Below are 12,720 nucleotides of genomic sequence, written 5' to 3'. Positions count from 1 at the left end.
GGAGAAAAAATGTTTGATTTTAAATCTTGGAAAAAAGTTAGTTTAGCAAATGCTACGGTTGAGTTTTATGAAAATGATGAATATTTAGCTTTTGATAGTAGTCAGTGTATGCCACCTGAACCTATGATAAATGCTAGAGTTGGCTTAAATAATTTAAAGCCTAATCAAAAATTAATTATGCTAAATCATAAAAATCCTTTAGGCTTACTTCCTAGCGTGAAGCCATATTATGATATTCAAACTACACAAAAAGATGGACTTTTTTGGCTAGTATTTACTAAAATTAAAGAGCATAGCAATTTTGATGAAGCTTGTAAAGACCATCCATAAGGGCTAAGTTATGTTAAACGCATTCGCACCACCATTTAAAGTGGTGGCTATTTATTTTATATTTGCATTTTGCTATTTATTAGCTTTTATGTTTTTATTTTCTTATTCAAATTACGATTTTGAGAGTTATCAATTTAAAGCGTTTTTGCATTGTTTTTTTGCTGGATTTGCTTTAAATATAATAATAGGTAGCCTTTATCAATTAAGCTCGGTAATTTATGAAAAAGCATTCTTTAGTATAAAAGGTGTATTTTTTGTGAGTTTTATTTGCAATATCTCTTTAGCCTTTATTATGTATTCGTTTTTAAATTATGATTTGGAATTACTAAAATATAGCGTATTTGCTATGATTTTAAGTGTTTTTTATTTTATTGTGCTGTTTTTAATATCATTTTTTGATTTTAATAATATTGCTAAAAGTGCTTTATTTTGTGGGGTTGTTTTTTTAGCATTAGGTTTAGTTTGTGCTGGTTTAATTGTGCTTATTTTAAACGGGCTTATATATTTAGATTATGAACTAATTCTTCATCTTCATATATATTTTATGCTAGGTTTTATTTTGTTTATTTGTATAGGTGCTGCTAGTGTGTTATTGCCAATGTTTGCACTAACTCATAAGCATAAAAATTATTTATTATGGCTTAGTTTAGTGGCATATTTTTTAGCATTTTTTCATAAAAGTATAGCGATTTTTTCTCTAGCTTGTTTTGTATTTTGGTGTTTATATATACTTAAAATACGAACAAGAAAGGCTAAAGATTATTGGAATTTAAATATTGTTTTTGCTTGTATTGGCTCGTTTTTAGCGATGAGAGAATTTTATGTTTTAGACTATGCTTTAGCTATTAAATTATTAATTTTTGCAACGATTTTACCTTTTATAATCGCACATATTTATAAGATTTTGCCATTTTTAATATGGTTTCATTTTATTTCAAAATTAATCGGAAAAATAAAAGTCCCTTTATTAGATGATATGGTGATTAAAAAAGCAGCTTTTTTTACTATGCTAATTAATATATGCTTAGTAATTTCTCTTTATTTTAGTTCATCAATTTATTTATATATAGCGTTAAATATAGGTCTTTTAATTAATGTAATCAATTTTTTTACTTATATAAATTACAAAGGAGCAAAGAATGAAAAAGCAAGTAATTAATGCAATTTCAAATGTAATTGACCCTGAAGTGGGTTTTGATATTTTAGCTTTAGGGCTTATTTATGATATACAAATTGATAATTCATATTGTAAAATTACTATGACCTTATCTACTAAGTCTTGTCCTATGCATGATTTACTGATAACTTGGGTAAAAGACTCTGTTTTAAGTGTAGATGGAATAGATAGTGTTGATATTAATTTAGTATTTGAGCCTGCTTGGAGTATAGAAATGGCTAGTGATGAGGTCAAAAGTGCTTTAAGTTTTTAATTTACTATGAGAGATTTTCTCATAGTAAATTCTAATTATAGTTTGATTTTTAATAAAGAATTATTAGCCATTTCAGGCACTAAAAGTGTGTTTGTATAGTTATCATAAAACATATCAGCAGGTCCTTTAAGTGCTTTTAAATCTAGCTTTTCTAATTTATTTTGATTAAGTTTATAAATATAACCATTTAGCTCTTTACCCCAGCTAGATACTAAAATATCATCATTAATTTTAACAATTCCATCAAATTGCTCTAAATTATCACTTAGTTTTTCTACATTTTTACTAGCTAAATCAATTTTTAAAATAGCTCCGCCATCTTTTTCACTAGGATTATATCCTACGACATATAAAGAATTTTTATCAATCAATAAGCCATTAGGACCACCATAATTTTTGTCAATATTCATAAAAGTTTTATAATTTTTATCTTTTAAATTGATTTCAAAAATCGTATAAGTGCCAGTATCACTTACTAAAAGAGTATCATTGTCTAAGCTCTCAATTGCATTTAAAAATACCGAGCCTTTAATTTCTAGCTTAAATACTTCTTTTTTGCTTGTTATATCAAAGCCGTATAAAGTATCAATATCTACAACATAAAGTGTATTGTTAATAATCTTCATACCTTTTGGAGCATTTAAATTCTTTACAAATACATTGATTTTATCATCAGCTTTTGAGATTATATTTATATAACCATCTAAATCCTTGTTTAAAGGCTCAATTTTTTGACCTACATTTGAGACAAATACATAATCTTTATTTGCCACAACACTCTCAGGCGAAGCAAAAGCATTGATTTCTTTAACTTCCATTGCATTCATACTAGCAAGTAATGCTATACTTAAAATATATTTTTTCATCTTTTCTCCTTAAATAATTTTTGAAAAATTATAAGGAAAAAAGAATTTTATTTCTAATAGTTTTAATGTAAAAAATATAAGTTTTTTGATTTTTGAAATTGTTTTGGGGTTTTATTATATCTTTTTTTATAGCGTGAAATAAACCAAGCAGGGGAGTTAAATCCTACTTCTAAACATATTTCTGTAATGTTTTTGTTTGAAAATTCTAATAAGAATTTTGCCTTTTCAAATTTTTTATTATCAAGCCATTCTTTAGGGCTAATTCCAAAGCTTTGTTTGAAGTTTTTGCTAAAAGTAGTTAAGGACATATTAGATATTTTTGCCATATCATTTACGCTTTGAAAATCTTGTTCGCAATACGAAAATATCTGATATAAAGATAGTTTAAAATTGGTAATTATGGTTTTTAAAAATGATAAAAAACTTTGATTATTCTTACTATAAAGTAGGGCTAAAAATAATTCTTCAAATTTTAATTTTAAAATATCTTCATTGGTTTTATAGCTAAAACAAGGCAAAAATGATGTAAAAATTGAGCTTAATAATTCATTAGAATTTAGCTTAAAAATATGCTCATCGGTTGTAAAATTGCTATTTAAAAGGGCTTTATATTTATAAATTAGCTCTATTAAAATACTTTCTTTAAAACAAATTATAATTGAATTATAATAGTTATTTTCTACGCAGTCTTTTATCAAATATGAGCCTTTTGTAAAAAACAAAATCTCGTTTTTATTAATTGTAAAATCTTGCTTTTTAGTATGTATCATTTTGTATCCATCGTTTATAAAAACAAGAGCATAATCATCAAATAATACTTCATAATAATCATCATTTTTTCTAGTTTCATATAAACAAAGATTAAGATAGTTAGAACTTATAACATTTTTGCTGATTTTACTTAATTCATTAGGTAAATATATCATTTTTCGCCTTTAGTTTTAAAATTTATATATTTTACAAAAGAAAAATTTAATAAAAATTCTTTCGTATATACAAAATATAAATTTTAATTTACAAAAAGTAACACTTTTTCAAAAAAATTAATTTTATTTAATTTATTTTTCATAATTTTTATCATTTTTTGCATATTCTTTCTTAAATACAAAAAATAAAATTTAATTTTTTTGTATATACAAAATTAAGGAGAAATTATGGGAATTTTAAAAGGAACTTTACCAGCTTTATATACACCATATAAAGATGATGGAAGTATTAACGAAGTTGAGTTTTTAAAGATGTGCGAATGGGGCATTGAAAAAGGACTTGATGGTTTATTTTGTAATGGTAGTGCGGGAGATTCACAAGCAATGCCATACGAAATGAAAGTAAAAATGCTAGAGCTTTCAATTAAAGCTGCAAATAAAAAAGTGCCTGTTATTTGTGGGATAGGAAGTTGTATTTATAAAGAGAGTTTAGACCTTGCAAACGAAGCTTATATAAAAGGAGCTAATGCGCTTTTACTTATGATGCCATATTATTATAAGTTTAATGATGATACGCTTTATACTTATGTAAAAGACTTACAAGCAAAAGTAAAACTCCCACTTTATATTTACAATATTCCACTTTTTGCACCTGCAATGAGCTTAAATCTAATTGAAAAATTAAGCAAATTGCCAAATATTGTAGGTATTAAAGATAGTAGTGGAGATGCTTTGTTGCTAAATCATATTTTAGATGTTGTGCCAAGTGATTTTGATGTATTTGTGGGTCGTGAAGAGCATTATTTTGGAGCTTTAATGATGGGTGCAAAAGGTTCAATGACAAGTGCAGGATGTGTTTTCCCTGACGCTATGAGTGCGATTTATAAAGCATATAATGAGAAAAATTATGAAAGAGCAATCAAACTTCAAAAAGCCTTGCTACCTGCTATTAGATTTGGAATGAGCTTATCATTTCCTATGGGCTTTGCGCTTTTACTGAAAGCTCGTGGTTTTGCTTTTGCAAACAAAAGCATTCACCCACTAAGCGAAGAGACCTTAAAAGCACTTGATGAAAAATTCGAATATGCAAAAGAATTAGTTAAAAATATAGAAAGTGTGTTATGAAAAATAGATTTTTAAAAGTTAGTGAAATTGACAATGTTGCAACTGCAATAAGTGATTTAAACAAAGGCGAAGTTTTTAATGAAGTTACCTTATTAAATGATATTAAAAGCGGACATAAATTCGCTTTAACTGATATTAAAAAAGGTGATTTTATTATTAAATACGGCGAAGTAATAGGAGCAGCTAGTATTGATATAAAAAAAGGCGAGTGGGTTCATACAACCAACACCGAAGGCGTTCGTGGTAGGGGAGATAGCTGTGATAGTTCAAAATTAGAAAATGCTTTAAGATTAAGTCAAGAAAGTGCAAGTAAGAAAAACCTAAACGCACAAGATTCAAAACACGAAAAAGTAATTTTGAAAGGCTATAGAAGAGAAGATGGCAAGTTTGGCTTAAGAAATAAGGTCTTAATAATTCCTAGCGTTGTATGTGCTAATAAGGTCGTAGAAAACATTGCTAAAGCGTGTCCTGAAGCTGTATATGTAACTCATCAGCACGGATGTAGTCAGCTTGATTTTGATGCAGAGCAAACAAGAATGCTAATGGCTGGAAATTGTGCAAATCCTAATGTATATGCAGCACTTGTAGTTGGGCTTGGTTGTGAGACTATTAGTTCAAATTCTGTTAAAGAATTAGCAAAAAGTTTAGCTCCTTATAAAGATATAAGAGCAATTAGTATTCAAGAGCTAGGCGGCATTACAAATACAACAAATGAAGGCATAAAAATAGTTAAAGATATGCTTGAAAATGCTAGTAAATGTGAATTAAGTGAAGGTGATTTTAGCGATATTATCCTAGGTACTGAATGCGGTGGAAGTGATGCTTATAGTGGGCTTAGTGCAAATCCATCGCTAGGAAGTTTAAGTGATTATGTAGTAGAGAATGGCGGAGCTGTAATTTTAGCTGAAACAACCGAGCTAATAGGAGCTGAAAATATCTTAGCAAGGCGTGCAATTAATGCTGAAGTTGAGAAAAAGATATATGAAAAAATCTATGGCTTTGAAGAAAATGTAAAAAATAGTGGCTCAGACATTCGTGGTGCAAATCCAAGTCCAGGAAATATAGCAGGTGGGCTAACTACTATTGAAGAAAAAAGCCTTGGTTGTGTTTATAAAGCAGGGACAAGCAAAGTTGTAGATGTGATTGATTATGCAATGCCAGTTACTAAAAAAGGTCTTACATTTATGGATACTCCAGGAAATGATATAGAGCAGCTTAGTGCTATGGTTGCAGGTGGGGCTAATTTAGTTGTATTTACTACAGGTCGTGGAACTCCAACAGGAAGCCCTGTAACTCCAACGATTAAGCTAAGCACAAATAATTTTTGTGCGAAAAATATGGCTGATGTGATTGATTTAAACGCAGGCGAAATCGTAGATGGCAATAAGAGTAAAGAAGATATTAGAGATGAATTAATAGAGCTAATCGTAAAAATTAGTGAAGGCAAATTAACAAAAGCAGAAATCAATAAACAAAATGATTTTAGCGTTTGGAGACTAGCAACAACTTGCTAAGTCTTAAACAAGGGGGATTTATGGAAAAAATAGTTAATAAAATGTATTTAAAGATAATGCCTTTAATACTTTTAATGTTTTGTTTAGCAATGCTAGATAGATCAAACATTGCTTATGTAAAAGATTATATAGAAATAGACGCTGGTATTAGCAAGGCTGCATATGCTTTAGGTGCAGGGATATTTTTTATAGGCTATGCGATATTTGAAATTCCATCAAATTTATTATTGCATAAATTAGGGGCAAAAATTTGGCTAAGTAGAATTATGATAACTTGGGGACTTGTATGTATGGCTATGATTTACATAAAAGATGAAACAAGTTTTTATATTCTAAGATTTTTATTAGGGCTTAGCGAAGCAGGATTTAGCCCAGGGGTTATTTTATATCTTAGTTATTTTTTCCCTACTATTTATAGGTCAAAAGCTTATGGGTTTTATCAATTAGGAGCACCGCTTGCACTAATGCTTGGTGGCGTAATTACAGGGGCTATATTAGATTATGCACCTAGCATTTGGTTTAAAAATTGGCAATGGATGTTTATTATCCAAGGTGCTATTACTATTTTAGTTGGTTTTTATGCTTATTTTAAACTTGCAAGTAAACCTGAAGATGCTAAATGGTTAAGCGAAGAAGAAAAAGCAATTTTAATTGCTGAACTTGAAAAAGAACAAAATAATAAAGAAGAATTAAATTCTAGCAAAGCTTTATCATCAATTATTGTATGGAAATTCGTTTTAGTTTATTTTGCAATTCAGCTTAGTGTTTATGGGGTTTTATTTTATTTACCTACTCAAGTTTCACATTTTTTAGGGACAAATGTTGGATTAAAGGTTGGAATTATTAGTGCAATTCCTTGGGCTGTTGTATTAATTGCTCTACCTATTGTTACAAGTTATGCTGATAAATTAAGAGCTTGGAGTTCTTTTAGTATTGCATTATTGTTATTAGCTGTTGTTAGTATGTTTTTATCTGTATTTATAAATTCTTTAGCTTTATTTATTTTATTCATATCTTTAGCAGCTGTTGGTTTTATAGCGATTCAGCCTATTTTTTGGAATTTACCAACTCAAATCTTAAAAGGCACAGGAGCAGCAGCAGGAATAGCATTGATTGGGGCTTTAGGCAATCTTGGTGGTTTTGTAGCACCTAATTTAAAAAATTATGCCGAAAGTCAATTTAATAGTTCTTATGCAGGTTTAATTGCTTTATGTTTGGTCGCATTCTTAGGAGTGCTTATGTTAATACATTTAAAAAAATCTTACAAAAATATTAAATAAGGAGAAATTATGGATTTAGGATTAAAAGGAAAAGTTGTAGTTGTTACAGGTGGTGGAAAAGGTATTGGTGGTGGCATTAGTATGTGTTTAGCTAATGAAGGTGCAATTCCTGTTATCATATCTCGCTCTAAGCTTGATAGTGATTTTGAAAGCAAAATTAAAGCACTTTGCCCAAATTACGGCTTTTATCAATTAGATTTATCAAAATGGCAAGATATTAGTGTAGTTGTAGAGCAAATTGTGGCTAAATATGGCTCAATTTATGCACTTGTTAATAATGCAGGTATGAATGATAATCTTCATATTGAAAGTGCTACGACAGAGGAGCTTATTAAAAGTTATGAGAGCAATTTATTTCATTATTATGAAATGACAAAATGCTGCCTTCCACATATTAAAAAAGAGCAAGGAAGTATCTTAAATATCTCAAGTAAAACAGGTATCACAGGTCAAGGAAGAACAACAGCATACGCAAGTGCAAAGGGCGCTCAAATAGCTATGACAAGAGAGTGGGCTTGCGCTTTTGCACCTGATAATGTTAGAGTAAATTGTATTTGCCCTGCTGAAGTTTGGACTCCACTTTATGAAAAATGGATTAAAAATTTCTCTGACCCTGAAAAGCAATATCAAGAAATTGCAAAATTTATTCCACTAGGTCATCGCTTTACAACTTGCGAAGAGATAGCTGATACTGCAGTATTTACAATAAGCCCAAGAGCATCTCACACAACAGGGCAGATTTTAACTCCAGATGGTGGTTATATGCATCTTGATCGTGCATTAAACTGGGAAAATTAAGGAGAAAAAATGAATAAAAATGTAAAAATTGCAATTATTTTAGTAACTTCATTATTTTTCTTATGGGGTGTTAGCTATGGACTTGTTGATGTTATGAATAAAAACTTTCAAAATCATCTAGGCATTACTCAACAAAATAGTGGCTACTTGCAAATGGCTTATTTTGGGGCGTATTTTGTGATGGCACTACCTGCTGGCTGGATTGCTTCAAGATTTTCTTATAAGGTTGGGATTATTACAGGATTAGCACTTTATGCGATTGGTTGTTTGCTAATAATTCCTGCAACTAATATGGCTAGTTTTTCTATGTTTTTATTTGCATTTTTCATTCTTGCGTGCGGGCTTGGAGCACTTGAGACTAATGCAAATCCTTATATGACAAAGCTAGGAGATGAGAAAAACGCTTCATTTAGAATTAATGCAGCTCAAAGCTTTAATGGTTTTGGGCAATTTGTTGGACCTATTATTGGCGGAAGTTTGTTTTTATCAATCACTCATAGTGGCGAAAATGCAACTGATACAGAAAAAGAACAAGCATTACTTGAAAATATGTTTAATGTGCAAATGGTTTATGTAGGAATTGCTTTAGTAGTGTTTTTAATCTTACTTGCATTTGTGTTTAATAAAATTCCAGAAGGTAGCGAAGTAAGTGAAGAAGTAGAGTATAAAGACAACTCAAAATCAATTGATGTATTTAAACATAGGCATTTTAACTTAGGTGTATTAGCTCAATTTTTATATGTTGCAGCTCAAGTTGGAGCAGGAGCGTTTTTTATAAATTACGCAGTAGAACATACAGCAAGTTTAGGAGAAAAAGCTTTAAGCGATGAAAAATCAGCATATTTTTTCTCAGCTGCACTTGTTGCGTTTATGATAGGAAGAATTGTTACAACTCCACTTATGAAAAAATTTAAAGGCGAGAGTATTTTGGGGCTTTATTCATTAATAAATGTTGCATTGTGCTTTTATTTATATATTGCTGATGGAATGATTAGTGTTTATGCTTTAATTTTGGTATTTTTCTTTATGAGCATTAGTTTTCCTACTATTTTTGCCGTTGCTACAAAGGATTTGCCATTAAATCAAGTAAAACTTGGTGGCTCAATCTTAGTAATGAGTATTTGTGGTGGTGCAATAATGCCTACAATTATGGGTTCAATAAATGATAGTTATGGCACAGGTGCGGGATTTTTAGCTTTAGCTCCTTGCTTTTTATATGTAGCATTATATAGCTTTTTATGGACTAAAAAGTCATGAAAATAATTGATACACATTTTCATATATGGGATAAAAATGATATTAGTTGGGTGCAAAACGCCCCAACTAGATTGCAAAGAGATTTTTCTTTTGATGAATATTTAGATGAGTTTAGCAAAAGTGATTTTTTAGGTGGGGTTTATGTAGAAATAAATGCAAATAATCCTAGCCAAGAGAGTGCAAAAATGCTTAGCTTTCAACATAAAAAATTACTTGCTTTATGCCTTGCTACGATAGGTGGTGCTAGTTTTAGAGAAGTTTTACATACAAAGCCAAGTGGATATTGCTTAGGCAGTGAGTTTAAAAAGACTATTAATCTAGTAAATGCAAATGATTTAATGTTTGAAGTTTGTATAAACGAAGATGAGCTAAGTAATTTTAGCAAAATTGCAAAGGAATTTAAATCAGGAATTATCTTTAATCATTTTGCAAATATTAAGGATTTTAGTGGCGAAGATAGTTTAAGGCAAATTGCTAAAAAAGAAAATATTTATATGAAATTATCTTGTCAAGATGATTTTATTTTAGGCAAGGATTATTCAAAATTACTTGATATGGCATTTAATATTTTTGGAGAAAGTAGAATTTGTTTTGGCTCAAACTATCCTGTAAGTGAGTTAAAACCAAATGAATGGATTAGAATAATTGAAAATCATTTTAAAAGTGATGATTTAAAAGAAAAGATTTTTTATTTAAACGCAAAAGAAATTTATAAAATAAAGGAGATTTAAAAATGCAAAGATTTGGGCAAATTATAAAAGTTATTCCGGAAAAATTAGCTGAATACGAAAGGCTTCACGCAAAACCTATGGAAGGTGTAAATGAGATGATAAAGGCTTGTAATATTCGTAATTATTCAATTTATAATTTTGGCGAGTATTTATTCGCTTATTTTGAGTATGTAGGGAGTGATTACGAAGCTGATATGGCAAAAATGGCAGCAGATGAGAATACTCGTAAGTGGTGGGCTTGCACAGACCCTTGCCAAATATCACTTGGCTATGCAGGTCAAAAATGGCTTAATATGAAAGAAGTTTATCATTTAGATTAGACTTTTCATATTAAGTTTAAAATAATTCTTATTTAACTAAATTAAATAAGAATTAAAAATATTTATATAAAGAAAAGTTCTTTAGCATTATCTTGTAATATAATTTTAGCTTTATCATTAGTAACTTTTAAAAAATCATCTAAAGCTTTTTGATAATTTATTTTGCTTTCGTAATTTGTATGCGGCCAATCACTTCCATAAACAAAGCGTTTTATATCAAAAATATCGCTTAATTTATCAAATACATCTTTACTAAACGCTAAATCTTCATCTAATCTATAAAAACCACTTACTTTAAAGTTAATATCTAAATTTTTATAATTATTAAACTCATCTAATAATTTAAAAGTATCTTTATTAGGTCTTGCAAGATGATCAATCATAATTTTTACATTATATTTGGCTAAATCATCAATGATAAATAATAATTTATCTAATTCTTTATGTAATTCTATGTGAAGATTAAATTCTTTAATATACTCTAAAGCTTCTTTATAATCATCAAAATTAGGCTTATCTTTTCCTATTAGATTAAGCCTTAATCCACAGACATTTTTTTCTTTTAAATCACTAATATTATTAGGGTCAATTACCACAATTCCCCTTAAATTAGAATGCTCTTTTAAAGCTTGTAATAAATATGAATTATCAAAACCTAAAAAACTAGGCTGAACTAAAACCCCATAAGAAAAATTAAATTCCTTTAAATTAGCCAAATATTGTTCGCAACTTGCATCATAATTTGGCACATATCTAACTACGTTAGCCGAACTTATATTTGCTCTAAAAATGTGAGCGTGAGTATCTATATACATAATTCTTCCTTAAAAAATATTCATAACAATAATTCCAGCAATTAATGCTGCTATTAAACCTATAGGAATTGCTCTTACAAGTAAGCCTTTAAACAAACTATCTTTATGTTCGTTTGCAATCGCTCCTAAAACCAATGAACCTCCAGAGCTAAATGGAGAAATAGCACTAGCTTGTGCTCCAATTACTATGCAAGTAAATAACACAACTTCACTAAAACCACTTGCATTGCTTAATGTAGGCACAAGTGGGAAAAGTGCAGGAGTAACCACTCCTAAAGTGCTAGAAAATAGCGACATAATAGCTGCAATTATCATCATCATAATAGGGACAATTATTTTTGGCACATTGCTTTCTACAAAGCCTGATAATTGATTAATCACACCTGCTTTAGTAGCAATGCTAACAAGTATCCCAACTCCGCAAATCATAATCAAAGTTCCCCAAGGAATAAGTGCTATAACTTGCTTTTCATCTCCTAGTTTTAAAAGCAATGATATAGCTACAAAAACAATAGCTATTAATCCTATATCTATTTTAGAATTTATAAAAGTTATAGTTTTTTCATTGGGAAATGCAATGTGCAATAAAGGAAATGCTAATACAAAAACCATCATAAGTGCCATTAAAATTAGTGTGGTTTTTTGTTTATCATTAAAAGTAATTTTTTCGCTTAATAATTCTATTTTTATATTAGATTTTTTTGCTTTAAATACAAAAAGACTGATTACAAAAATAGGCAAAATAAAAGTAAATAAAAATATCACAAAAGCATTAGAAAATGCAATATCAGGATTTATACTTGATTTTTCCATAAGAGAGCGAAATATTATTCCACTTTGAGAAGTTGGGAAATTTGCCCCGCCTAAAGCACCATAATTAATAGCCATAGCTCCACCAACCCTATCAAGACCTGTTTTTTCGCAGAGTAAAAAAGTAATTGGAGCCATAAAGGCTAAAACACTATAAAATCCAGCACCCATTGCAGCAATTAAAGCCGATACTAAAAATATCGCATAAGGTAAAAAATATGGATAATTTTCAAATTTTTTAATCAAAAACGCAGCTAGTTTTTCTAATGTCCCATTAACACTTGCGAAATTATAAAATAACGAAACCGCAAAAATAACAAAAAATATAGAAACAGGCCAATAAGAAATAATTTCTTTAGGCTTTAAATCCATAAAAAACGCACCAATAATATAGGCAAATATAATTGCAAAAAATCCTATATTTAAGCGAGTTTTATAGCCAATTAGAATTGATAAAATAATGGCTAAGATAATAAAACTTGTAAGCATATTAATCCTTTAATTAAAAATATTTTTTT

14 protein-coding genes and 1 pseudogene are annotated in these 12,720 nt (G+C 29.2%); 11 read left to right on the top strand and 4 right to left on the bottom strand.

The genetic code is table 11. From position 1 onward, the window contains the following. Positions 1-9 precede the first annotated feature (9 nt). From AVBRAN12642_RS01080 to AVBRAN12642_RS01070, 3 genes are read left to right on the top strand one after another with little or no spacing between them, the layout of a single operon-like run. Complete coding sequence (locus AVBRAN12642_RS01080; protein WP_214118493.1) at positions 10-330, top strand: hypothetical protein; 321 nt, start codon at positions 10-12, stop codon at positions 328-330. Positions 331-340: 10 nt separating this feature from the next. Continuing rightward, a complete protein-coding gene (locus AVBRAN12642_RS01075; protein ID WP_336607040.1) occupies positions 341-1,489 on the top strand; it encodes a hypothetical protein in 1,149 nt (382 codons plus the stop codon). Further along, entirely contained in the window at positions 1,470-1,760 is a 291-nt protein-coding gene (locus tag AVBRAN12642_RS01070; protein WP_336607039.1) for a metal-sulfur cluster assembly factor, read from the top strand. The genes AVBRAN12642_RS01075 and AVBRAN12642_RS01070 overlap by 20 nt, the downstream gene beginning before the upstream one ends. 35 nt (positions 1,761-1,795) lie before the next feature. Here AVBRAN12642_RS01070 and AVBRAN12642_RS01065 read toward each other — a convergent pair whose 3' ends face one another. Together AVBRAN12642_RS01065 and AVBRAN12642_RS01060 are read right to left on the bottom strand one after the other, a co-directional pair. Continuing rightward, positions 1,796-2,626: an ATP-binding protein gene (locus AVBRAN12642_RS01065; protein WP_336607833.1), complete on the bottom strand. Its 831-nt coding sequence runs from the start codon at positions 2,624-2,626 to the stop codon at positions 1,796-1,798. Positions 2,627-2,688: 62 nt separating this feature from the next. Then, on the bottom strand, positions 2,689-3,552 hold the full coding sequence (locus AVBRAN12642_RS01060) for a helix-turn-helix domain-containing protein (protein ID WP_239803594.1): 864 nt from the start codon (positions 3,550-3,552) through the stop codon (positions 2,689-2,691). A 228-nt stretch (positions 3,553-3,780) separates the two neighbouring features. On the opposite strand from AVBRAN12642_RS01060, the gene AVBRAN12642_RS01055 reads away from it, so the two are divergent. The 8 genes and pseudogenes from AVBRAN12642_RS01055 (at position 3,781) to AVBRAN12642_RS01020 (ending at position 10,577) form a co-directional block, all read left to right on the top strand. Continuing rightward, positions 3,781-4,677, top strand: a complete 897-nt coding sequence (locus AVBRAN12642_RS01055; protein ID WP_336607037.1) for a dihydrodipicolinate synthase family protein — start codon at positions 3,781-3,783, stop codon at positions 4,675-4,677. Further along, a pseudogene (locus AVBRAN12642_RS01050) lies at positions 4,674-4,931 on the top strand (UxaA family hydrolase); the annotation flags it as partial. The gene AVBRAN12642_RS01055 and the pseudogene AVBRAN12642_RS01050, both read left to right, overlap by 4 nt. A 99-nt stretch (positions 4,932-5,030) precedes the next feature. Next, a complete protein-coding gene (locus AVBRAN12642_RS01045) occupies positions 5,031-6,191 on the top strand; it encodes a UxaA family hydrolase (RefSeq protein WP_336607079.1) in 1,161 nt (386 codons plus the stop codon). A gap of 20 nt (positions 6,192-6,211) precedes the next feature. Further along, positions 6,212-7,471, top strand: a complete 1,260-nt coding sequence (locus AVBRAN12642_RS01040) for an MFS transporter (protein WP_336607036.1) — start codon at positions 6,212-6,214, stop codon at positions 7,469-7,471. A 9-nt stretch (positions 7,472-7,480) separates the two neighbouring features. Next, positions 7,481-8,269 (top strand): SDR family oxidoreductase, encoded by a 789-nt coding sequence (locus AVBRAN12642_RS01035; RefSeq protein WP_336607035.1) that lies wholly within the window; start codon positions 7,481-7,483, stop codon positions 8,267-8,269. Between the two features lie 9 nt (positions 8,270-8,278). Continuing rightward, complete coding sequence (fucP, locus tag AVBRAN12642_RS01030) at positions 8,279-9,526, top strand: L-fucose:H+ symporter permease (RefSeq protein ID WP_214149984.1); 1,248 nt, start codon at positions 8,279-8,281, stop codon at positions 9,524-9,526. Next, complete coding sequence (locus AVBRAN12642_RS01025) at positions 9,523-10,257, top strand: amidohydrolase family protein (protein WP_336607034.1); 735 nt, start codon at positions 9,523-9,525, stop codon at positions 10,255-10,257. The genes fucP and AVBRAN12642_RS01025 overlap by 4 nt, the downstream gene beginning before the upstream one ends. A gap of 2 nt (positions 10,258-10,259) precedes the next feature. Continuing rightward, positions 10,260-10,577, top strand: coding sequence for an L-rhamnose mutarotase (locus tag AVBRAN12642_RS01020; protein WP_336607033.1), 318 nt, complete (start codon positions 10,260-10,262; stop codon positions 10,575-10,577). A 62-nt stretch (positions 10,578-10,639) separates the two neighbouring features. Here the strand turns inward: AVBRAN12642_RS01020 and AVBRAN12642_RS01015 are convergent, their stop codons facing one another. Both AVBRAN12642_RS01015 and AVBRAN12642_RS01010 read right to left on the bottom strand, forming a co-directional pair. Then, positions 10,640-11,392, bottom strand: a complete 753-nt coding sequence (locus AVBRAN12642_RS01015; RefSeq protein ID WP_214120164.1) for an amidohydrolase family protein — start codon at positions 11,390-11,392, stop codon at positions 10,640-10,642. A gap of 9 nt (positions 11,393-11,401) precedes the next feature. Further along, positions 11,402-12,691 (bottom strand): SLC13 family permease, encoded by a 1,290-nt coding sequence (locus AVBRAN12642_RS01010; protein ID WP_336607832.1) that lies wholly within the window; start codon positions 12,689-12,691, stop codon positions 11,402-11,404. Positions 12,692-12,720: the final 29 nt, after the last annotated feature.

This window comes from Campylobacter sp. RM12642 (assembly GCF_020137635.1).
Classification (GTDB): Bacteria; Campylobacterota; Campylobacteria; order Campylobacterales; family Campylobacteraceae; genus Campylobacter_E.
Note: the sequence above shows the minus strand (reverse complement) of the source record. Positions and strands in the feature narration are given on the sequence as shown.

What these genes read in the sequence shown, in the direction of transcription:
- AVBRAN12642_RS01080 (WP_214118493.1), top strand. Translation starts at nt 10, where the DNA reads ATGTTTGATTTTAAATCTTGGAAAAAAGTTAGTTTAGCAAATGCTACG.
- AVBRAN12642_RS01075 (WP_336607040.1), top strand. Translation starts at nt 341, where the DNA reads ATGTTAAACGCATTCGCACCACCATTTAAAGTGGTGGCTATTTATTTT.
- AVBRAN12642_RS01070 (WP_336607039.1), top strand. Translation starts at nt 1,470, where the DNA reads ATGAAAAAGCAAGTAATTAATGCAATTTCAAATGTAATTGACCCTGAA.
- AVBRAN12642_RS01065 (WP_336607833.1), bottom strand. Translation starts at nt 2,626, where the DNA reads ATGAAAAAATATATTTTAAGTATAGCATTACTTGCTAGTATGAATGCA.
- AVBRAN12642_RS01060 (WP_239803594.1), bottom strand. Translation starts at nt 3,552, where the DNA reads ATGATATATTTACCTAATGAATTAAGTAAAATCAGCAAAAATGTTATA.
- AVBRAN12642_RS01055 (WP_336607037.1), top strand. Translation starts at nt 3,781, where the DNA reads ATGGGAATTTTAAAAGGAACTTTACCAGCTTTATATACACCATATAAA.
- AVBRAN12642_RS01040 (WP_336607036.1), top strand. Translation starts at nt 6,212, where the DNA reads ATGGAAAAAATAGTTAATAAAATGTATTTAAAGATAATGCCTTTAATA.
- AVBRAN12642_RS01035 (WP_336607035.1), top strand. Translation starts at nt 7,481, where the DNA reads ATGGATTTAGGATTAAAAGGAAAAGTTGTAGTTGTTACAGGTGGTGGA.
- fucP (WP_214149984.1), top strand. Translation starts at nt 8,279, where the DNA reads ATGAATAAAAATGTAAAAATTGCAATTATTTTAGTAACTTCATTATTT.
- AVBRAN12642_RS01025 (WP_336607034.1), top strand. Translation starts at nt 9,523, where the DNA reads ATGAAAATAATTGATACACATTTTCATATATGGGATAAAAATGATATT.
- AVBRAN12642_RS01020 (WP_336607033.1), top strand. Translation starts at nt 10,260, where the DNA reads ATGCAAAGATTTGGGCAAATTATAAAAGTTATTCCGGAAAAATTAGCT.
- AVBRAN12642_RS01015 (WP_214120164.1), bottom strand. Translation starts at nt 11,392, where the DNA reads ATGTATATAGATACTCACGCTCACATTTTTAGAGCAAATATAAGTTCG.
- AVBRAN12642_RS01010 (WP_336607832.1), bottom strand. Translation starts at nt 12,691, where the DNA reads ATGCTTACAAGTTTTATTATCTTAGCCATTATTTTATCAATTCTAATT.